The 20,990-nt window shown below is 71.6% G+C and carries 18 protein-coding genes; 6 read left to right on the top strand and 12 right to left on the bottom strand.

From position 1 onward, the window contains the following. Positions 1 to 3 precede the first annotated feature (3 nt). Positions 4 to 1,509 (top strand): protein adenylyltransferase SelO, encoded by a 1,506-nt coding sequence (locus tag SM757_RS19420; protein ID WP_322466752.1) that lies wholly within the window; start codon positions 4 to 6, stop codon positions 1,507 to 1,509. Positions 1,510 to 1,531: 22 nt separating this feature from the next. Here SM757_RS19420 and hppD read toward each other — a convergent pair whose 3' ends face one another. The 6 genes from hppD to SM757_RS19390 form a co-directional block, all read right to left on the bottom strand. Continuing rightward, positions 1,532 to 2,611, bottom strand: a complete 1,080-nt coding sequence (gene hppD / locus SM757_RS19415) for a 4-hydroxyphenylpyruvate dioxygenase (protein ID WP_322466751.1) — start codon at positions 2,609 to 2,611, stop codon at positions 1,532 to 1,534. Positions 2,612 to 2,765: 154 nt separating this feature from the next. Next, on the bottom strand, positions 2,766 to 3,716 hold the full coding sequence (locus SM757_RS19410) for a beta/alpha barrel domain-containing protein (protein ID WP_322466750.1): 951 nt from the start codon (positions 3,714 to 3,716) through the stop codon (positions 2,766 to 2,768). Between the two features lie 23 nt (positions 3,717 to 3,739). Further along, complete coding sequence (locus SM757_RS19405; RefSeq protein ID WP_066342258.1) at positions 3,740 to 4,264, bottom strand: gamma carbonic anhydrase family protein; 525 nt, start codon at positions 4,262 to 4,264, stop codon at positions 3,740 to 3,742. 9 nt (positions 4,265 to 4,273) lie between these two features. Then, the gene (locus SM757_RS19400; protein WP_322466749.1) at positions 4,274 to 5,251 is read right to left on the bottom strand and encodes a Bug family tripartite tricarboxylate transporter substrate binding protein; all 978 of its coding nucleotides are present in this window, start codon (positions 5,249 to 5,251) and stop codon (positions 4,274 to 4,276) included. Positions 5,252 to 5,292: 41 nt separating this feature from the next. Beyond that, complete coding sequence (locus SM757_RS19395) at positions 5,293 to 6,456, bottom strand: CaiB/BaiF CoA transferase family protein (protein ID WP_066342260.1); 1,164 nt, start codon at positions 6,454 to 6,456, stop codon at positions 5,293 to 5,295. 25 nt (positions 6,457 to 6,481) lie between these two features. Then, complete coding sequence (locus SM757_RS19390) at positions 6,482 to 7,423, bottom strand: hydroxymethylglutaryl-CoA lyase (protein WP_322466748.1); 942 nt, start codon at positions 7,421 to 7,423, stop codon at positions 6,482 to 6,484. Positions 7,424 to 7,561: 138 nt separating this feature from the next. Here SM757_RS19390 and SM757_RS19385 point away from each other — a divergent pair, with 138 nt between their 5' ends. The 4 genes from SM757_RS19385 (at position 7,562) to SM757_RS19370 (ending at position 11,872) form a co-directional block, all read left to right on the top strand. Then, positions 7,562 to 8,482 (top strand): LysR family transcriptional regulator, encoded by a 921-nt coding sequence (locus SM757_RS19385; RefSeq protein ID WP_322466747.1) that lies wholly within the window; start codon positions 7,562 to 7,564, stop codon positions 8,480 to 8,482. Positions 8,483 to 8,596: 114 nt separating this feature from the next. Then, a complete protein-coding gene (locus SM757_RS19380; protein ID WP_322466746.1) occupies positions 8,597 to 9,805 on the top strand; it encodes an acyl-CoA dehydrogenase family protein in 1,209 nt (402 codons plus the stop codon). Between the two features lie 31 nt (positions 9,806 to 9,836). Beyond that, the gene (ssuD, locus tag SM757_RS19375; protein ID WP_322466745.1) at positions 9,837 to 11,003 is read left to right on the top strand and encodes an FMNH2-dependent alkanesulfonate monooxygenase; all 1,167 of its coding nucleotides are present in this window, start codon (positions 9,837 to 9,839) and stop codon (positions 11,001 to 11,003) included. A gap of 5 nt (positions 11,004 to 11,008) precedes the next feature. Continuing rightward, on the top strand, positions 11,009 to 11,872 hold the full coding sequence (locus SM757_RS19370) for an amidohydrolase family protein (RefSeq protein ID WP_066342264.1): 864 nt from the start codon (positions 11,009 to 11,011) through the stop codon (positions 11,870 to 11,872). 95 nt (positions 11,873 to 11,967) lie between these two features. Here the strand turns inward: SM757_RS19370 and SM757_RS19365 are convergent, their stop codons facing one another. Together SM757_RS19365 and SM757_RS19360 are read right to left on the bottom strand one after the other, a co-directional pair. Beyond that, positions 11,968 to 12,387 (bottom strand): peptidase associated/transthyretin-like domain-containing protein, encoded by a 420-nt coding sequence (locus tag SM757_RS19365; protein WP_066342265.1) that lies wholly within the window; start codon positions 12,385 to 12,387, stop codon positions 11,968 to 11,970. Positions 12,388 to 12,603: 216 nt separating this feature from the next. Beyond that, entirely contained in the window at positions 12,604 to 15,189 is a 2,586-nt protein-coding gene (locus SM757_RS19360) for an ATP-binding protein (RefSeq protein WP_322466744.1), read from the bottom strand. Between the two features lie 86 nt (positions 15,190 to 15,275). On the opposite strand from SM757_RS19360, the gene SM757_RS19355 reads away from it, so the two are divergent. After that, positions 15,276 to 16,037, top strand: a complete 762-nt coding sequence (locus SM757_RS19355) for a response regulator transcription factor (RefSeq protein ID WP_322466743.1) — start codon at positions 15,276 to 15,278, stop codon at positions 16,035 to 16,037. A gap of 26 nt (positions 16,038 to 16,063) precedes the next feature. On the opposite strand, the gene SM757_RS19350 is transcribed toward SM757_RS19355, so the two are convergent. The 4 genes from SM757_RS19350 to SM757_RS19335 form a co-directional block, all read right to left on the bottom strand. Continuing rightward, complete coding sequence (locus SM757_RS19350; protein WP_157119289.1) at positions 16,064 to 16,678, bottom strand: tetratricopeptide repeat protein; 615 nt, start codon at positions 16,676 to 16,678, stop codon at positions 16,064 to 16,066. Positions 16,679 to 16,702: 24 nt separating this feature from the next. After that, the gene (locus SM757_RS19345; RefSeq protein WP_066342269.1) at positions 16,703 to 17,158 is read right to left on the bottom strand and encodes a hypothetical protein; all 456 of its coding nucleotides are present in this window, start codon (positions 17,156 to 17,158) and stop codon (positions 16,703 to 16,705) included. A 100-nt stretch (positions 17,159 to 17,258) separates the two neighbouring features. Beyond that, positions 17,259 to 19,355 carry an HlyD family efflux transporter periplasmic adaptor subunit gene (locus tag SM757_RS19340; RefSeq protein WP_322466742.1) on the bottom strand — a complete coding sequence of 699 codons (2,097 nt, stop codon included), beginning with the start codon at positions 19,353 to 19,355 and terminating at the stop codon, positions 17,259 to 17,261. Next, a complete protein-coding gene (locus SM757_RS19335; RefSeq protein ID WP_322466741.1) occupies positions 19,355 to 20,740 on the bottom strand; it encodes an efflux RND transporter periplasmic adaptor subunit in 1,386 nt (461 codons plus the stop codon). Before SM757_RS19335 ends, SM757_RS19340 begins: the two co-directional genes overlap by 1 nt. Positions 20,741 to 20,990: the final 250 nt, after the last annotated feature.

Raw genomic sequence — 20,990 nt, 5'->3', positions numbered from 1 at the left:
CCCATGCCTGCCTTCAATTTCCGCTTCGACAACTCCTACTTCCGCGACCTGCCCGGCTTCTACGTGCCGTGGAAGCCGGCCACGGTGCCGGCGCCGCGGCTGCTGTTCCTCAACCGCGAGCTGGCCGCCGAGCTCGGGCTGGAGGCCGACGCGCTGGACGGCGAGCCAGGCGCCGCGCTCTTTGCCGGCAACGCCCTCCCCGAGGGCGCAGACCCGCTGGCCCAGGCCTATGCCGGGCACCAGTTCGGCGGCTTCTCGCCGCAGTTGGGCGATGGCCGCGCGCTGCTCCTGGGCGAGGTGCTGGACAGCCAGGGCCGCCGCCGCGACATCGCCTTCAAGGGCTCGGGGCGCACGCCGTTCTCGCGCGGCGGCGACGGCAAGGCGGCCGTGGGCCCCATGCTGCGCGAAGTGCTCATCGGCGAGGCCATGCACGCGCTGGGCATTCCCACCACGCGTGCCCTGGCCGTGGCCGCCACGGGCGAGCCCGTGCAGCGCGAGCGGCCCCTGCCCGGCGCCGTGCTCACCCGCGTGGCGCTGAGCCACCTGCGCGTGGGCACCTTCCAGTTCTTCGCCTCGCGCGGCGACCTGGACAAGCTGCGCCAGCTCGCCGACTACGCCATCGCCCGCCATGACGCGGACCTCGTGGACACGCCGGACCGCCACCTGGCCCTGCTGCGCCGCGTGGCCGAGCGGCAGGCCAGGCTCATTGCGCGCTGGATGAACGTGGGCTTCATCCACGGCGTGATGAACACCGACAACATGACCCTCTCCGGCGAGACCATCGACTACGGTCCCTGCGCCTTCATGGAGGCCTACGACCCGGACGCGGTGTTCAGCTCCATAGACCACGGCGGCCGCTACGCCTACGGCAACCAGCCGCTGATCGCGCGCTGGAACCTGGCGCGGCTGGCCGAGGCGCTGCTGCCGCTCATCGCCGGCAACGGCGAGGACGAGGCCGCCATGGCCCAGGCCGTGGCGCAGGCCACCGAGGTGCTGGACGCCTTCCCCAATCTCTACGCCCAAGCCCTGCTGCAGGGCCAGCGCGCCAAGCTGGGCATCGAGCAAGCCACGGCGGCGCAGGACGAGGCCGACCAGGCCCTGGCCGACGATTTCCTCACCCTGCTGCACACCCACGCCGTGGATTTCACGCTGGGCTGGCGCCGCCTGGCCGATGTGGCGGCAGGCAACGAAGCGCCGCTGCGCGCGCTGTTCGGCGACGCGGCCACGGCGCCGGACGCGTGGCTCGCCCGCTGGCGCGAGCGCCTGGGCGCGGGCGACGCCGCGCAGCGCGCGGCGGCCATGCGGCGCGTGAGCCCCATCGTGATCGCGCGCAACCACCTGGTGGAAGAGGCGCTGACGGCCGCCAGCGAGCACGACGACCTGGGCCCCTTGAACCGCATGCTGGCCGCGCTGCGCGACCCCTTCACGGAAAGCGCCGAACACGCCCGCTACGCCGAGCCGGCGCCGGCCGCGGTGACGGCCTGCTACCGGACCTTCTGCGGCACCTGAGCGGCGCGGGCCGCTGGCGCGATCAGTCCTGCGAGGCGAGCACGCCGCGGCGGATCTGGTCGCGCTCCATGGACTGGAACAGCGCCTTGAAATTGCCCTCGCCGAAGCCGTCGTCGCCCTTGCGCTGGATGAACTCGAAGAACACCGGGCCCATGAGGGACTGCGAGAAGATCTGCAGCAGCAACCGCTTGCTGCCGTCGCGGGTGGTGCCGTCCACCAGGATGCCGCGGGCTTTGAGCTCCTCCACCGGCTGGCCGTGGCCGGGCAGGCGTTCCTCCAGCATCTCGTAGTAGATGTCGTTGGGCGCCGTCATCACCGGGATGCCCGCCATCTGCAGCGCGTCCACGCTGGCCAGGATGTCGTCGGTGAGCAGCGCCACGTGCTGTATGCCCTCGCCGTTGAAGGCCATCAGGAACTCCTCGATCTGGCCGGAGCCCTTCTTGGATTCCTCGTTGAGCGGGATGCGGATCATCCCGTCCGGCGCCGTCATGGCCTTGGAGGTCAGGCCCGTGTACTCGCCCTGGATGTCGAAGTAGCGGATCTCGCGGAAGTTGAAGAGCTTCTCGTAGAACGAAGCCCAGTACGCCATGCGCCCGCGGTACACGTTGTGCGTGAGGTGGTCAATGACCTTGAAGCCGTGGCCGGCCGGGTGGCGCTCCACGCCGTCCAGGAATTCGAAGTCGATGTCGTAGATGCTCTTGCCATCCTCGAAACGGTCGATCAGGTACAGCGGCGCGCCGCCGATGCCCTTGATGGCCGGCAGCCGCAGCTCCATCGGCCCCGTGGGAATTTCAACGGGCTGCGCGCCCAGCGCCAGCGCGCGGTTGTAGGCCTGGTGCGAGTCCTTGACGCGGAAGGCCATGCCGCAGGCCGAGGGCCCGTGCTCGGCGGCGAAGTACGAGGCCACGCTGTTGGGCTCGTTGTTGACGATGAAGTTGATGCCGCCCTGGCGGTAGAGCAGCACGTCCTTGGAGCGGTGCTTGGCCACCAGGGTGAAGCCCAGCTTCTCGAACAGCGGCTCCAGCAGGCCGGGCGTGGGCGAGGCGAACTCGATGAACTCGAAGCCCATGAGGCCCATGGGATTGTCAAACAGGTCGGCCATGATGATTTCCGGTGAATGCTTGTGTTGAAACGGGAGTGGAGGTCAGCGCGGGCGTGGGCCGCCGGTGGCGCGCAGGCCTTGCCGCGCACGCTGCGCGCCAGGTGCTCGCCGATGAAGAGGGCAAAGGTGCACATGGTTTGTTGAGCCTGCCGCTTCACCGCGCGGCCAGGTCCAGCGGGTAGCGGCGTCTGGCCTCTTCCGCCGCGCGGCCCACGGCGCCGAAGAGCGCGTAGGCGTCCGGGCGGGCGCCGGCAAAGCGGCGCAACTCCTGCAGCGTCGCCAGGTCCAGGCCGGCCGGTACGCCACGGCGCAACAGCAGCGCGGCCACGGCTTCCAGGCAAACGTTGCCCTGCGTGCCCGGCACCAGGCGGCTGCCGCCCATGCCGGCCAGCGAGGCGTCCAGGTGCGTGACGCCCGCGTCCAGCGCCGCCTGCACGGCGGCGAGTTGATCGTCATCGCCGCCGTGCAGATGGGCACTCAGCACGCAGCCGCCGGTGGCCTCGCGTGCGCGCCGGAACAGGTCCAGCACCGCCACGGGTTCCGCATGGCCGAAGGTATCCGCCAAACCTATCTGGTCCACGCCCAGGGCGACGCACTCGCGCACCAGCGCGAGCACGGCTTGCGGGTCCGTGGGCCCAAGGCGCGCGCAACTGAAGGCTGTGCCTATGCCGGCTTCGATGCGGGTGGCGACGCCGCGCTGCGCGCGCAGGGCGTGGATGCGCCCAAGCTCCCGCAGCATGCCCGCCGCGTCGCGGCCCACGCTGGCGTGGCCGTAGCGGTCGCTCGCGGCCACCGGCAGCGTCACCAGGGCCACGCCGGCGTCGAAAGCGCGGGCCGCGCCCTCGGCGTCGTGCACCTGCACGCACACGCGCAGCGCCGGCAGCGTGGTGGCGAAGGCCACCACCTCGGCCGTGTCGGCCATGGCGGGCAGGCGCTGCGCGTCGGCGTAGGTGCCCACGTCCACATGGCGCACGCCGGCGGCGTAGGCCAGCAGTATCCAGTCGCACTTGAAGGCGGTCGGCACCGGCCGGGCAAGCAGTTGCAGCCCGTCGCGCAGGCCGACTTCGCGCAAGACGACGGGCGATGCAGCGGGCGCGGCTTGCATGGCGAATCCTTGGCCGCGGGCGCTCAGCCCACGCGCTCCAGTTGCGAGGCGAACAGCGCAGCGCGCCGGGCGTAGTCCGCCGCGCTGGCTTCGAGCTGCTTCACGTCCTCGTCGCTGAGCTGGCGCACGGCCTTGGCCGGCGCGCCCAGGATGAGGCTGCGGTCCGGGAACTCCTTGTGCTCCGTCACCACGGCGCCCGCGCCCACCAGGCAGTGTTTTCCTATCCTGGCGCCGTTGAGGACCACGGCCTGTATGCCAATGAGCGAGCCCTCGCCAATGGTGCAGCCGTGCACCATGGCCTGGTGGCCTATGGTGACGCGCTCGCCAATGGTGAGCGGATAGCCCGGGTCGGCATGCAGCACGGCACCTTCCTGCACGTTGGACAAGGCGCCTATGGCGATGGGCTCGTTGTCGCCGCGCGCCACGGCCTGGAACCAGATGCTGGCCTGCGGGCCGACGCGAACGTCGCCCACCAGCGTGGCGTCGGGGGCGACGAAGGCGCCGGCCGCGACGCCGGGGGCCTTGTCGCCCAAGCGGTACTGAGTCATGGCCGTTCCTTATTCCATGGTGACGTTGGCGCGCTTGACGATGCGCGCGTAACGTTCCTGCTCGGTGCGGAAGAACTGGGCCGAAGCCTCCGGCGTCATGGGGTTGAGGATGGTCACCTGCTTCTCCATGGCCTGCTTCACTTCCGGCGTGTTGGCCGCGGCGACGAAGGCGTTGTAGAAGCGCTTGACCAACTCCGGCGGCAGCCTGGCCGGCCCCACCAAGGCGAACCAGCCGGCCACGTCCACGCCGGGCAGGCCCTGCTCGGCCACGGTGGGCACGTCAGGCAGCGCGGCGACGCGCTCCTTGCCGGTCACGCCCAGGGGGCGCAGCGCGCCGCTCTTGATGTGGGGCGCGGCCGAGGGCACGGCAACCACGCCGAAGTCCACCTGCCCGCCCACGAGGTCCGTGACCATGGGGCCCACGCCCTTGTAGGGCACGTGCAGCGCCTTGGCGCCGGCCTCGTCCAGCACCATCGCCGCGGCCAGGTGCAGGATGGTCCCGTTGCCCGACGACGCGTAGCTGTAGGCGTCAGGCTTGGACTTGAGGAGGGCAACGAAGTCCTTGACGCTCTTGGCCGGCACGCGGTGGGCGTTGGCCACCAGCACGAAAGGCGTGGCGCCGCCCACGGTGATGGGCGTGATGTCGGCCAGCGAGTCATAGGGCATCTTCTTGTAGATGCTGGGATTGACCGCGTGGTTGTTGGACACCACGCCAAGGGTCAGCCCATCCGGCGCGGCCTTGATGATAGCCTGCGTGCCCGTGATGCCGCCGGCGCCGGGCAGGTTCTCGATCACCACCGGCTGGCCCAGCGCCTTGGAGAAGGCCGGGCCCATGGCGCGCATGATGGCGTCCACCCCCGAGCCCGTGCCCACGGGCAGGATCACCCGCAGCGGCTTGTCGTTCTGCGCCAGCGCGGGCAGCGCAGCGAGGGCGAATGCGACGGCCGCACCGGCCACCAGGGCGCGGCGCCCAATTGAAATCTGCATGCTTGTCTCCTGTTGATGTCGTCGTCGGCAGGCGTTGCGGCTTACTCGGCCGTCTCTTTCGCCAGGCGGGCCAGGACTTCTTCGGTGTGCTCGCCCACCTTGGGCAGCGCGTGGCGCACGCCCAGGCGGCGCTCGCCCATGAGCAGCGGCAGCAGCACGGCCTTGGTCGTGTCGCCGTCGTCGGTGGGCATGTCCACCAGGCCGCCGGATTCGATCAGGTGCGGGTCGTTGACCAGCTGGTCCGGCCGCACGATGGGGGCATAAGGCAGGCCGGCGGCCTCCAGCGCGGGCATCAGGTCGGCCACGTGGTGGTGCGCAAGCGTTTCGCCCAACTGCGCCAGCAGTTGCGCGCGCACCGCCACGCGCTGCGCGTTGGTGGCCAGCTCGGGATCGTTGGCCAGGTCCGGGCGGGCCAGGACGCGGCACAGCGTCTGGAACTGCTTGTCGCTCACGGCACCGATGAAGAGCTGCTCCTCGCCGGCCAGCGTGAAGACGTCGTACACGCTCCAGGCCGACACGCGCGAGGGCATGGGCGGCGGCGGCTCGTGGGTCATGAGGAACTGCTGCATGTGCTGCGAGGCCAGCAGCACGCAGTTCTCGAACAGCGCGCTTTGGATTTCCTGGCCCCGGCCCGTGCGGTGGCGCTCCTGCAACGCGGCCAGCACGCCGATGGCGCCGAACATGCCGCCCATGATGTCGTTGACCGAAGTGCCCGCGCGCAGCGGCCGGCCCTTGGGACCGGTCATGTAGGTCAGGCCGGCCATGTTCTGCACGACCTCGTCCAGCGCCAGCCGCTTTTCGTAGGGGCCGGGCAGGAAGCCCTTGTGCGAAACGTAGATGAGCTTGGGGTACCTGGCTGACAGCGAGGCGTAGTCCAGCCCCAGCTTGGCCATGAGGCCCGGTCGAAAATTCTCCAGCATCACGTCGCACTGGGCGATCAGCTCCAGCGCCGTCGCGTGGCCTTGCGGCGTGTTGATGTCGAGGACGACGCTCTTCTTGTTGCGGTTGAAGCTGCGGAAGAAGCCGATGCCCAGGCCGGGCAGCTTGCGCGTCTTGTCGCCGCCGGGCGGCTCGATCTTGATGACCTCGGCGCCCAGGTCGGCCAGGATCATGCCGCAGGTCGGACCCATCACCATGTGGGTGAACTCGATGACGCGCACGCCTTCAAGCGGCAGGCCGGTGGTGGCGGTGTTGGTGGTGCTCATGACAAGGGTTCCCGGAAAGCGTGGTTCAGGCCGCGGCGGCCGCGGCAGGTTCGAACGTCTTGGGCAGGCCGGCGCGCCACAGCGTGCCGTGCAGCGTCTCGCCCTCCAGCCAGCCGGCCACTTGCGCGCGCAGCGCCAGCAGCCTTTCGATGTCCAGGCCCGTGCCCATGCCCATGCTCTCCAGCATGAAGGCCAGGTCTTCGGTCGCGGCGTTGCCGCTGGCGCCCGGCGCATGCGGGCAGCCGCCTATGCCGGCCAGCGTGGCGTCGAAGCGGTTCACGCCCACCTCCAGCGCGGCGCACACGTTGGCCAGGGCCAGGCCGCGCGTGTCGTGGAAATGGCCGCACCAGAAGCGCTCGCCGGCGATGTCGCGCGCTCGGGCGAACAGCTCGCGCACGCGGCACGGGTCGGCATAGCCCACGGTGTCGGCGATGCTCACGCGGTCGCAGCCGGCGTCCAGCAGCGCCTGCATGCAGCGCAGCACGTCCGCGGGCCGGACCTCGCCTTGCAGCGTGCAGCCGAAGGCGGTGCCTATGCCGCCTTCGATCAGCGTCTTGCTGCCCGCCGCGTCGCGGGCGGCGCGTATGCGCGCCACCTCGGCCACCACGTCGTCCGGCGTCTTGCGCAGGTTGGCCAGGCTGTGCGCGTGGCTGGCCGACAGCGGCACCAGCAGCAGGTCGGCCTGGGCTTCGATCGCCTTTTCCGCGCCCTTGAGGTTGGGCACCAGCACCGAGGTGAACAGGCCCGGCAGCGCCTTGGCATAAGCCACCAGCTCGGCCGTGTCCGCGAGCTGCGGCAGCGACCTGGCCGGGACGAAGGAGCCGACCTCGATCTCGGTCTGCCCGGCGGCGTGGGCCTCGCGAATCCACTGCAGCTTGCGCGAGGTGGGCACGATGGTCTGAATGCTTTGCAGGCCGTCGCGCAGGCCGACTTCGCGGATCACGACGTTCGAGGGAATAGCGGACATGCGTCTTGTCTCCAGCACCGCCCTGGACAGCGGGCGTTGGACAAGACTGTGAGAGATTCCATGATCTTCCACAAATGGTATTTTGGAAGCTCAGAACTTCCATTTTGGAATCTCTAAACGAGTTGGAGGGTGACAGACGTGAAAGACCTGGACATCAAGTCGCTGCGCCTGCTGGTGGCCGTGTGCGAGCACCAGAACATCAAGCGCGCCGCGGAGCAGTCGCACATCGAGCCTTCGGCCATCAGCAAGCGCATCGCGCAGCTGGAAGAGGCCTTGGGCACGCCGCTGCTCATGCGGGGCCGGCGCGGCGTGCTGCCCACGCCCGCGGGAGAGGCACTGCTTCAGCATGCGCGCACGCTGCTGTTCACGCTGGAGCGCATGGAGCAGGACGTGGCCGCGCTCAGCGGCGGCATCAAGGGCCAGGTGCGGCTGGCGGCTTCGGCCTCGGCCATCGCCGAGACGCTGCTGGACGACGTGGCGGCCTTCATGCGCGAGGCCGAACATCGCGACATCCGCGTGGACATCGAGGAGCAGCTCTCGCGCGACATCGTGCGCGGCCTGCGCGAGGGCACGGCCAGCGTGGGCGTGTGCTGGGACAACGTGGATGTGTCGGGCCTGCAGCACCGCCCCTACCACAGCGACCAGCTCGCACTGGCCGTGCACCCGCAGCACCCGCTGGCTCGCGAGGAGCGCCTGCGCTTTGACCAGACGCTGGGCCACGAGCACGTGGGCCTGCCGCCCTCGGCCGCCGTGCACGCCCTGCTCCAACGCGCCGCGGGGCAATCCGGCGGTGCCGTCGCGTATCGGGCCATCGTCTCCAACTTCGACGCCGCGCTGCGCGTGGTGGCCGCGGGGCTGGCCATCAGCGTCGTCCCCGCGCAAGTGGGCCAGCGCTACGCCGCCATGCTGGGCATACGCGTGCTGCCGCTGGCCGACGACTGGGCCCACCGCCGCTTCATCGTGTGCTTCCGCGACTTCGACACGCTGCAGCCCGCGGCCCGCCGCATGGTGGAGTACCTGCACGCGCGCGCCCAGGAGCCACAGGCCGCACCAGCCTGAACCAGCCCGCCGCACTTTGGAATTCCGCGCATAAGCACGGACGGAATGCGTCGTTGTTGGCGCCCAAGTGCGACTTCTAGACTGCCTTCATTCGAACAATGAAGCAGTCGGAAGATGTCCAACGACAACAGGAATGCCGGCGCCGCCCTGCTGGCCGACCCGGCAGAGGTTGACCGCACAACCGAAGCGCTGGCCCACGCGCTGGACGAAACCGCCATCGCCCGCGACCAGCGCGGCGGCCACGCCCACGAAGAGCGCAAGCTCCTGCGCGACAGCGGGCTGCTCAAGCTGACCATCCCGCGCGAGCACGGCGGCCTGGGCCACCCGTATGCGCTGTTCTTCAAGGGCCTGCGCCGGCTGGCGCAGGTGGACAGCGCGCTGGCCCACGTCTACGCCTTCCACCACCTGCAGGTCGCCACCGTGCTGCTGTACGGAATGCCTGAGCAGCACGCCCAGTTCCTGCGGCCCACGGTGGACAAGCGCCTGTTCTGGGGCAACGCGCTCAACCCCAATGACAAGCGCACGCTGGCGACTCCAGCAGGCGACGGCGGCTGGCGCATCCAGGGCCCCAAGAGCTACTGCTCCGGCTCCGTGGGCTCGGACATGCTCACCTTCTCGGCCTGGCACGAGCCCTCGCAGGCCCTGCTGATCGCTGCGCTGCCCAGCCGCAGTGCAGGCGTGACCATACGCAGCGACTGGGACGCCTTCGGCCAGAAGCAGACCGACAGCGGCACGGTGGAGTTCAACGCCGTGCACGTGGGCGACCACGAGGTGCTGGTGCGGCCGGGCACCGTGCTGTCGCCGCGCGCCACGCTGCGCGCCCAGATCGCGCAGCTCATCCTCGTGAACCTCTACGCCGGCATCGCCCAGGGCGCGCTGGCGCAGGGGCTGCGCTACACGCGGGAGTCGTCACGGCCCTTCTTCGCCTCCGGCGTGTTCCGCGCCGTGGACGACCCCTACGTGCAGCAGCGCTATGGCGAGCTGTCTGTGCGGGTGCGGCCGGCCGAAGTGCTGGCCGACATCGCGGCGCAAGGCCTCGACCAGGCCCTGGCCCGCGGCGACGCGCTCACCGCGGCCGAGCGGGGCGACGTGGCCATCGCCGTGGCCCAGGCCAAGGCCGTGGCGCACCACGCGGCCATCGAGGTCAGCTCCCAGATTTTCGAGCTCACCGGTGCGGGCTCCACCACCGCGCGGCTTGGGCTGGATCGTTTCTGGCGCAACGCCCGCGTGCACACCCTGCACGACCCGCTGGACTACAAGCTGCGCGACTTGGGCCGCCACGCGCTGTTGGGCGAGCACCCGGCGCCGACCTCTTATTCCTGACTCCTCCACACACCCACAAAACGCCATCTCCATGAGCCTCGACATCTTCTGGTTCCTGCCCACCTCCGGCGACACACGCTACCTGGGCAAGTCCGACTTCGGCCGCCCCGCCAGCAGCGAGTACATGCGCCAGATCGCCGTGACGGCGGAGCACCTGGGCTACGACGGGCTGCTCATCCCCACGGGCGCGTCCTGCCTGGACCCGTGGGTGGTCGCCTCCAGCCTGGTGCCGGTGACGCAGCGCATCAAGCTGCTGGTGGCGCTGCGCACCTCCATCAGCGGGCCCACGGCCTCGGCACGCCAGGCAGCCTCGCTGGACCAGGCGCTGCACGGCCGGCTGCTGCTCAACGTGGTGCCCGGCGGCGACGCGGCCGAGCTGGCCGCCGAGGGCGTGCACCTCAGGCACGACGAACGCTACGAGGTGGCCGACGAGTTCCTCACCGTCTGGAAGCGGCTGCTGCAGGGCGAGACCGTGGATTTCGAGGGCAAGCATTTCAACATTCAGGGCGCCAGGAACTTCTTCGAGCCGGAAAGCGCGCCGTACCCGCCGCTGTACTTCGGCGGCTCCTCGCCCGCGGCGCACGAGCTGGCGGCCAAGCACGTCGATGCCTACCTGACCTGGGGCGAACCGCCCGCGGCCGTGGCCGAAAAGATTGCCGACGTGCGTGCGCGTGCCACCAGGCAGGGCCGAACGGTGCGTTTCGGCGTGCGGCTGCACGTCATCGTCCGCGAGACCAACGCCGAGGCCTGGGCCGCGGCCGACAGCCTCATCAGCCGCCTCACGGACGAAGACATCCAGGCCGCGCAGGCCAACTTCGCGAAGATGGATTCCGTGGGCCAGCAGCGCATCACCGCGCTGCACGGCGGGCGCCGCGACAAGCTGGAGATCAGCCCCAACCTGTGGGCCGGCGTGGGCCTGGTGCGCGGCGGCGCCGGCACGGCACTGGTCGGCGACCCCGAAACCGTCGCCGCCCGCCTCAAGGAATATGCCGACCTGGGCGTGGACAGCTTCGTGCTCTCCGGCTATCCGCACCTGGAAGAAGCCATCCGCTTTGCCGAGCTGGTGTTCCCGCTGCTGCCGGGCAAGCAGCCCGTGACGCTGCGCGACAAGGTGCTCACCGGCGGCGCCTTCGACGTGCGCGCCGCCGGCAAGGGCGGCCAGGCCACCGTGGCGGACGTGCAGCGCAAGGCGGCCTGAGCAGCATGAGCGTCCCCGTCATCGACATGCGCTGCAGGCCGGCCTACCTGCACGACTTCTTCGGCGCCACGCCAGGCAATGCGGCCAACGGCGTCGCGCGCTGGCTCAACCAGCGCGTGGGCACGCGCGGCGACCCGGAGCACTACGCGCGTTCGCGCACGCACGAGGGTTTCATTGCCGAGATCACCGACGCGGGCCTGGCGCAGGCCGTGGTCGTCGGGCGGCACACGCCCTCGCAGCACCTGACCAACGACCGCATCCACGAGATCGTGCGCACCGATGCGCGCCTGGTGGGCATAGGTGCCGTGGAGCCCGCGCTGCTTGGGCCGGCAGCCACGGCCAACGAGATCAACCGTGCCGTGAATGGGCTTGGGCTGGCGGGCGTGGACATCGAGCCCGGCTTCGGCGAGCCGGCGCGGCATGCGGACGACCCGCTGTACTTCCCCGTCTACGAGCAGCTCTCGGCGCTGGGCGTGCCGGTGTTTCTCATGTCGGGGCCGACCACGCCGGACCACCGCTTCAACGACCCGGCGCCGCTGGCGCGCGTGGCGGCGGCTTTCCCCCGGCTGCGCATCGTGGCCTTCCACGGCTACTGGCCCAACGTGCAGCAGCTCGTGGGCGTGGCCTTCCGGCACGAGAACGTGTTCCTGGTGCCGGACATGTACCTCTTCCTGCCCGGCAGCGAGGTGATCGTCCAGGCCGCCAACACTTGCCTGGGCGACCAGGTGCTGTTCGGCTCCTCCTACCCCTTCCGGCCCATACGCCAGAGCATCGAGGACGCGCAGCAACTGGGCTTCAAGGACGCCGTGCTGCAGCGCTTCTTCCACGACAACGCGCGCCGCGTGCTCACGCGCGGCACGGCGGCCTGAGCGGGCCCCGGCCTTCACCGCGGGCCGCAGACCACGCGCGTGGAAAGCCAATCCCCGGTGCCGGTCAGCGCCACGTGCGCGCTCCGTGCCGGCCATCAAGGCGCCGCGATGTCCACGCCCTGCGGCCACAGCAGCAGCACGTGGGCCGTCTGTCCGGCCGACACGTGCACCTCGCGCTGCAAGGTGTGGCCGCGCAAGGTGGCGTCCACCTTGTAGTCACCCGGCGCCAGCCGCGCCAGCAGGAAGGGGCCGCTGGCGGTGGACTCCAGCACGCTGCGGTTGCGCGCATCGCGGACGTGCACGGCAACGTTGGCGGCGAACTCCGCATGGGGGCCGTCCTTCACCGCAAACTCCAGCGCCAGCGGCCAGCGCCGCGCCTCCAGCTCCATGGCGCGCGCCTCGTCGTGGCCCACGCCGCCGGTGAGCACCTCCACCCCGCCCACGCGCTGTGCGGCCGGCAGCTCGCCGGCGGCCTGTGCCGCGGTGAGGCCGGCCACGCCACCGGACAGCGCCACGAAGGAAGCCGCGGCGATCCACTTCGCCCATCTCGTCCGTGCCGTCCGTGCGGACCGTGCCGTCCTTGCTATCCCTGTCGTCCGTTCCATGAACGTGCTCCTGTGATGCGGTGAGCACAGGATCGGCGCCCCGGATTGCATGGCGGCTGCATCCGGCGCAAAACAAGTTTCAAGTGCAACGTCCGATGCAACCGCCCAAGGCCACCGGCAAGGCGCTCAGCCCACCTTCTGCCGCTGGTTCATCCCCAGCGGCGGCGGCCGGCGCAAGGCGCGGTCCACCGCGCGCGCCAGCTCCGCGCGCTCCAGCGGCTTGTGCACGACCTGCAGCGCACCGGCGGCTTCGGCGCGGGCCTCGAAGTCCGGCCCGCCGAAGCCCGTGGCGATGAGCACCGGCAGTTCCGGGCGCAACTGCAGCAGCCGCTGCGCCAGCTCCACGCCGGTGAGCCGCGGCATGGCCTGGTCGCTCACCAGCAGGTCGAACTCGCCCGGCCGGGCCGTGAACACGCGCAGCGCTTCCTGCGCATCGCTGAAGCCGCGCGGCTCATAGCCCAGCTCGGCCAACTGCTCCTCCAGCAGCTCCACCAGCGCCGGCTCGTCGTCCACCACCAGCACCACCTGTCCCTGGCCGCGCGGCACGTGGCTGTCGTCGCCGGCCTCCATCGCCACGGCCTGCGGTGCCAGCGGCAGGTACAGCTCGAAGCACGCGCCCTGCCCAGGGCGCGTGTGCACGTCGATAGCGCCGCCCATGTCGCTGACCACGCCATGCACCACCGCCAGCCCAAGCCCCGTGCCGCGCTGCGGGCCCTTGGTGGTGAAGAAGGGCTCGAACAGGTGAGGCAGCGCTTCGGCCGCGATGCCGGTGCCCGTGTCCGCCACCGACAGGCGCAGCCACGGGCCCGGCGCCAGCAGCCCCTGCCACAGCGCGCGCGGCTCGCTCACCGTTTTCTGCGCCAGCGTGATGCACAGCTCCCCGCCGCCGGGCATGGCCTGCAGCGCGTTGTTGCAGAGGTTCATGGTCGCCTCGAACAGCGCCGTGGAGTCGCCCAGCGCCACGGCGTCCGGCGCGCCCAGCTCGCGCCGCACCTGTACCTGCGCCGGCACGGAGGCGCCCAACAGGTCCAGCACCTCCTCGATGACCGGCTGCACGCGGAAGGGCTGGCGCACCCGCGCGCCGCTGCGGGTGAAGGACAGCACCCGCTCCACCAGCGACTTGCCGCGCCGCCCGGCCTGCAGCACGTGGTCCAGGTGGCGCGCGATGGGCGAGCCCTCGGCCACCGCCTCGCGCGCGCGCTCGCTCCAGCCCAGCACCGCGGCCAGGATGTTGTTGAAGTCGTGCGCCACGCCGCCGGCCAGCGTGCCCAGCGCCTCCAGGCGGCGCGCGCGCTGCAGCTGGTCGTCCAGGCGGCGTGCCTGCTGGTCGGCGGCCACCTCGGCGCTCACGTCGTAGGCCGTGCCGACGAACAGGCTCAGTGCCCCGTCCCCATCGCGCAGCGACCGGCCACGCCAGCGCACGTGGCGCCAGGCGCCTGCGCCGGCGTCCACGCGCAGCGTGAAGCTGAACTCGGCCGAGCGCCCGTCCAGGTGCGCCTGCATGGCCTGGCGCAGCGGCGCCACGTCGTCGGGGTGTATGCCGTGCAGGGCGGCGAGCGCTTCGCCCCGCGGCGCGGGCTCGTCCGGCGCCAGCCCCATGAGCTCCTTCATGCGCGGCGACATGTAGGTCTCGCCCGTGGCCAGGTCCCACTCCCAGGCGCCTTCGCGCGCGGCCTGGAAGGCGTAGAGGGCACGCTCGCGCTCCGCGGCCAGCACCGCCTCGTTGGCGCGGCGCCACTGCTGCTCGCGCGCGTTGCGCAGGCTCAGGCCCAGCGTCACCAGCAGCGCCGAGGCCACGAAGGCCGCCACCAGCCGCGCGTGCTCGCGCCAGCCCGCCAGCACGGCCGAGGCGTCGCGCGTGACCACCAGCAGCAGCGGGGCGCGCTGCAGCAGCCGCGGCGCCACCAGCCGCCGCCGCTCGCCCTCCTCCACGATGCGCGCGGCCTCCGGATCCGGCTGCTCCCACAGCGCCCGCGACAGCGCCGGCGGCAGCAGCTTGGCGCTGTTCTCGCCCGGCCCGTCGGAGAGCACGCCGCCGTCGCGCCGGTAGATGCCCAGCCCCGTGTCGCGCGTGGGCGCGCCGCGGGCGAAGCCGGCATCGAGAAACTCCGGGTCGGCCAGCAGCACCACCAGGCCGACGAAATGCCCGTCCTCCGACAGCCAGGGCCGCGACAGCGGGATGACCGGGTCGTCCAGCCCCGGGACGTACTGCGGCAGCCCAACGTACAGCCCCGCGCCGCCGGCCTTGCGCGCGTGGCGGAAGTAGGTGGCCGCGGCGTGGCTGGCCACGGCCAGCACGGGGCGGTTGGAGGCGGCCACCTCCAGCCCCTGCGCGTCCAGCACCAGCAGCTTGCGGAACGGCAGCGCCGAGGCGCGCGTGCGCAGCGTCTCCTGCGCGTGCGGGCTGCCGGGGACGATGGCGCCGCCGGCGAGCTCGTCCACCGTGGCGCGCAGCGTGGTGTCGGCCACGGCCAGCGTGCCGTCGGCCTGCGCGGCCAGCGCCGAGGACAGCGCGTCCAGCATGCGCAGTTCGCTCTCCAGGCTTTGCTGGCGCAGCGTCAGCAGGCTGAAGGCCACCCAGGCCGCGATCAGCAGCGATATCGCCAGCGCCAGCAGCATGCCGCGCTGGCGCGCCACGTCGCGCCAGCGCGGCGGCGGCACGGCCGCGCGGCGGGCGTAAAGTCCCGTTTTGTGACCGCTCGGTGCCGTCATGGCCCGTCCATGCCGCAGCGTCGGCGGTCGCGCACGATCAAAAACACATCCATGGCCATGCCAGCCTTTCCTGCCGGAGGACTGCGGTGCAAACGGTGCAAGAGCCTGTCCCCACGGGCCCGGTGAATCCGCCCCACATTCTGGTCGTCGACGACGACCCCGCCCTGCGCGAGCTGCTCGCGGGCTATTTGGGCGACAACGAGTGCCGCGTGACGGCCGTGGCCGACGGCCGCGCGCTGTTCGAGGCCTTCGACCGCGAGGCCATCGACCTGGTGGTGCTGGACCTGCGCCTGCCCGGCGAGGACGGGCTGATGCTGGCGCGGCGCCTGCGCGAGCGCGCGCCGGTGCCCATCGTCCTGCTCACCGGCAAGGCCGAGGAGGCCGACCGCGTCATGGGGCTGGAGTTGGGCGCGGACGATTACGTCACGAAACCCTTCAGCCCGCGCGAGCTGCTGGCGCGCATACGCGCCGTGCTGCGCCGCTACCGGCTGCCGGCGCAGGTGGCGGCGGTGCGCGATGAGCAGCGCCGCGCCTTTCGCTTCGCCGGGTGGGAGTTGAACTTGCGCACGCGGCGCCTGAGCGCGCCGGACGGGCGCCGCATCGAGCTCAGCAACCAGGAGTTCAACCTGCTGGCCGCGCTGTGCGCCGCGCCGCAGCGCGTGCTCAGCCGCGACCAGTTGCTCGACCTCTCGCGCCTGCACGGCGCGGAGGTCTACGACCGCACCATAGACGTCCAGATCCTGCGGCTGCGCCGCAAGCTGGAGGCCAACCCCTCGCAGCCGGCGCTCATCCTGACCGAGCGCGGCGCGGGCTACCTCTTCGCCGCGCCGGTGGAAACGCTGTACTGAAGCGCGGGGGCGGCGCGGGCGGGACTTCAGTCCCACCCGGGCACGGTGTCCTGCCAGGCCCGCTCTTCGGCCTTGGAGTCCTTGCGCTGCCCCTGCTCCGAGCGCAGTTGCGTGCGCGCCTCGGCCAGATCGGCGAGGTCGGGCCTGCGCCCGCGCACCGGCGGCGGCGCAGGCTGCACCAGGCGCATGAGCAGCCAGGCCAGCGCCGTGCCGCTGGCCAGCGCCACCCACAGCTTCCAGGGCTGGCCGGCATGGTCCGGCGAGGGCAGCGCCACCGAGAAGGGCGAAGCCAGCGCCGTGGAGTCGAGGGCCTGGTGCAGGGCCTGCACGGCCTGCGCGTCGGCAAAGGGCAGCCCGGGCGCCAGGCGCTCGGCGGCGGCCAGCTCCTCGCGGGCCGGGTCGCGCTCGCCCTGCCGCGCCCGCAACTCGGCCGCGACGAAGTGCACGCGGGCGTCGGCCGGGTGCAGGTGCAACTGCTCCCCCACCACCTCCTGCGCCTGCTCCACGCGGCCGGCACGCAGGTCGCTTTCAGCCCGCTCCAGATCCGCGGGCATGTTGGCCAGCGCCGCCAGCGCGGCGCAGGCCAGGGCCGCGGCCACGGCTCGCTTGCCGCTTGCACTCATGCCACTTGTGCTGTCCATCGTGAAATCCTCCCTGAGTGGGAATTACTGGATGCGCAACGCCGCGTCGTGAGCAGGGAGCGCTTGGTCCAGGGAAGCGGCATCCGGCTCCAGCGGCGGCGTGGCCTGGGGATGGTCGGTGAGCAGCTGGTCGAGCTGCAGCAGCACGCCGGGGTCGATCTGGAAGGCAAAGCTCGCCAGCTCCTGCACCTGCTCGGCGCTGAAGGGCTGCGCGTCGTCCAGCGACACGTTCAGCGAGACCCCCGGCCCGCGTTGCAGGAAGCCGCCGAACGCGCCGGAGGCCACACCCGCCAGCGCCAGCGGCCCGCAGGGCTGCAGCAGGCAGGACAGGAGTTGGGCGCGCAGCGCTAGGTCGGCCTGGTCGTAGGCCTGGGCCACCAGTGACGGCAGCGCCTGCGCGGCTTCCGCGGGGGTCCAGGCAGGGCACAGGGCTGCGCCGGGCTGAAACAGCAGCTCGCGTGCATCAGGGCGTGATTGCATGGGGCTTCTCCTTTCAAGGCTCGGAGACTGGAGCTTGAAGGGCGGCCCGCCAGGGGCGATGACGCGGGCGGCGCGGCAAATTACATCTGCAATGCAGGCGTCAGAACCCCGCCTCGCGCCAGAACACCGCCACGGCCGAGCGCAGGTAGCGCCAGCCGGGCGAGGCCCAGTCGCCGTGGATCACGACCTTGCCGCGCCAGGACTGCGCGGCCAGCGCGCCCGCCTCGCCGGCGAGCTTGAAGGTCACGCGGTAGATGCCGTGCTCGGGATAGAGCTGGCCATGCTTTTCGCGCACCAGCACCGAACCGCCCAAGGTGGCGGCCAGCTCCGGCTCCGGCAGGGTGCGCGCGGCATCAGCCTCCACGCGCTCCACCTGCAGCGGGACGAAGGGCCCTTCCAGCCCGTCCGCGTAAAAGCGCGCCTGGTGGCCGGGGGCAATGCGCGCCACGTCCTCGCCGTCCAGGTAGGCCACCACGGTCTGCCCCTTGTCCGACACCAGCCGCGCCAGCGGCTCGCGCTGCATCAGCCAGTCGCCCGGGCGCAGCTCCGGGTCCAGGTCGCGCAGCACGCCGTCGAACGGCGCCACCGGCGCATAGCGCGCGGCGTCGGCCTCTATGGATTGCCACTCGGCCTCGGCCGTGGCCAGTTGCTCCTGCAGCACCTGCCACTGCACGCGCTGCTCGGCGTCGAAGGTGCCGGCCGTCACCTGCCAGCGCAGCTTCTCCAGCTTGGCCAGCGTGGCCTTGCGCCGGCCGTCCAAGTCTTCGGAGTCCAGCCGCATCAGCACCGTGCCGGCGGCCACGCGCGTGCCCTCGGCCACCGGCAGCTCGGCCACCTGGGCATGCGCGGGCGCATAAAGAATCGTCTGCTCCAGCGGCCGCAGCAGCGCCGCGGCCGAGATGCGCGTGGGCAGCGGCACGGCCAGCAAGCCCAGCAGCACCCCGGCCAGGCCCATCGAGAACCAGGCGCGGCGGCTGCGGCGCAGTTGCGGCCAGCGCTCGCGCCAGGCCTTGAATTCGCTGAAGAAGGGCATGAGAACGAACCAGCCGATTTCGACGATGAACAGCAGGATGCCCACCGCCTTGATGAAGAAGGCATAGACCAGCGCCGCGATGCCCAGGAACACCGTCAGGCGGTAGATCCAGGTCGCGTAGGCGAAGGCGATCAGCCCAACGTGGCGCCGCCGCGTGAAGTGCTCGGGAAGGGGCTCGCCCAGCTTGAACAGCCGCTCGCGCAGGTCCCAGCGCGCCAGCGCGAAGGCGCGCTGGTGCAGGTTGGGCATCTCCAGCCAGTCGGCCAGCAGGAAGTAGCCGTCAAAGCGCATGAAGGGGCTGGCGTTGATGGCCAGCGTGCTCACCCAGGTGGTGGTGGCCAGCAGGAAGGCCATGTCCCGCGCCGTGCCCTCAGGCAGCAGGCCCCAGGCCAGCGTCGCCCACACGGCAATGGCCAGCTCCGTGAGCACGCCCGCCCCGGCCACCTGCAGCCGCTGGCTGCGCCGCGTGAGCCGCCAGACCTCGTTGGTGTCGGTGTAGGCCACGGGCCACATCACCAGGAAGGCCACGCCCATGGTGGGCACGCGGCATCCCAGCCGCTTGGCCGTGACGGCATGCCCAAGCTCGTGCAGCACCTTCACCACCGTCAGCGTCACGCCATAGGCAACCATGCCCTGCCAGCCGAGCTTGTCCACCAGCGTCGAGGCGAAGCGCTCGCCCTCCCGGTACACCTCCATCAGGCCCAGCGCCAGCGCCGCCAGCGTCAGCCACAGGAAGCGCGCCGAGCAGAAGAAGCCCAGGTGCGGCGCCAGCCGCGAGAGCCAGCGGTCCGGCCGCACCAGCGGGATGCGGAAGAACAGGTAGCCGTGCAGCAGCTTGTGCCCCAGCGAGCCCTGGCGCGCCTGCAGCCGGCGGGCCAGCTCCGGCGCCGAGCCCGGCTTCACCTGCAGCAACTGGTTGTCGTGCAGGAAGCGGTACACCGCCTCCAGGTCCGGCGGCTCCAGCGCCAGCGTCGTCTCGCCGCGCACGGCGGCCACGATGGCGCCCGCATCCCCCAGGTGCCAGCGGCTGAGCACCTGGAAGGTGGCCCAGTCGAGCTGGAAGAACAGGTTGCGCACCGGGTCGTGCAGCGTGTGGCTGGGCTGGCCATCGGCCAGCGTGGGCCCGGGCAGCAGGTTCAGCTCTTCGCGCAGCGCAGGCAGCATCACATCCCCACGGCCTGCCGGATGGTGGCCAGCGGACGGCGCAGCATCCAGTAGGCCAGCGGCGCCCACTGGCCGCTGATCTTGGCCGTGCCCTTGAGGCCCACGCGCTGGCCGCTCGTGCCCTCCAGCGTCGCACGCAGCCGGTAGGCGAAGCTGCCGTCAGGCCTGGCCACGGCCTCGTGCGAGACGTAGCGCACCTTGGCCGACAGCGAGGACAGCGGGCTGGCCGCCAGGTACAGGCTCACCGGCGCGTCGGCGGGCAGCGGGATGGCGTCGCCCAGGGGCACCCAGGCCTCCACCTCCATGTCGCCGGGCGCGGCGATGCGCAGGATGCGCTCGCCCGTCTGCACCGGCTTGCCTATCCACTCGGAGGGATCGTCGAACAGCGCGATGCCGTCCTGCGGCGCCGGCACGCGCGAGCGCTGCAATTGGCTGGCCAGGTACTCGGCCTCGGCGCGCTTTTCCTCGATCTTGCCCTGCAGCAGCGCCAGTTGCGCCTTGGACTTGCTGTCCGACACCGCCTGCTGTGCGTACTGGCGGTACTCGGCCTCGGCCGTGGCCAGCGATTGCGCGGCCACCTCGGCGCGGGCCTGCAGCGCCGCCTCGTCAAAGCCGAACAGCGGCTGGCCGGCCTTGACCTGCTCGTTGGGCTGTACGTGGAACTGGCCGACCACGCCGTCTATGGGCGCGCGCACCACCGCCGGGTGCGCCGGCACCAGCTCGCCCGGCGCCAGCACCGACACCCGCACCGGGCAGGCCAGGACAGCCAACACCGCCGCGGCCAGCACCGTGCGGCGCTGGCGCCACCAGGGCAGCTGCGGCCGCCGGGCCAGCGCCGCGGCCGTGCGCCGGCGCATCACGCCCAGCTTCCACGGCGACGGGCTGTGCAGCGCCAGCCAGGCGTGGCGCCAGGTGTCCACCCACTCCTCCAGCACGGCCCGGCCTTCGCGCGTCCAGGGCAGGTCCGCGGCCAGCAGCAGGCCGCCGCCGGCACCGGCTGCGCCTTGGCCCGGATCCGCCGCGGGGCCGGCAAAGGGCAGCCACAAGCCGTAGGCAGGCAGCCAGTCGGCCCATTCCACGGCTTCGTCCCCGGGGAGCGAGTTGGCATCCACAGTGGTGGCCGCGTCGCGCGGCAGGCCGCGGCACACCCGCTCCAGCCACTGCACGTAAGGCGCGTTGGCCTCGGGCTGCACCACGCCGGAGAGGCATTTCACGCCCTCGTCGGCCAGCCACAGCGCGCCCTGGCGGTAGGGCTGCAGCGCGATGCTGTCGTTGACAAGCAGGAAGGCCAGCTCCTCGGCACTTTGCGCGGCGCGGGCCCGGCGCGCCAGCTCCAGCAGCAACAGCAGCGGGTCGGCCGCCGGCCTCAGGTCTGCCTGGTTCATGTCTTGGGTTACTCCACTGTCCACCCCGGACAATCCGGGGGAATACCGAGATGCTGAAGAGATTTGGGCGCCCTTGGCCGAGCCGGCGCCGCGCATCCGCGCATTAGTTCCGGCAGCCCGCGATGGCGAGCGGGCACCGGGGCCGGGCGCCGCGGTCCGGGCCCGCGGACGCTGCGGCGGGCCCGGACCGGCCCGCGTCAACGTCCGCCGTGCATCAGCCCTTCACCAGGTCCGCCGCCGGGCGCTTGGT

Origin of the sequence: Azohydromonas lata (genome assembly GCF_034427735.1) — a bacterium.
GTDB lineage: Bacteria > Pseudomonadota > Gammaproteobacteria > Burkholderiales > Burkholderiaceae_C > Azohydromonas > Azohydromonas lata.
The sequence above is the reverse complement of the archived record's forward strand: the minus strand, read 5'-3'. Positions and strand labels throughout refer to the sequence as shown.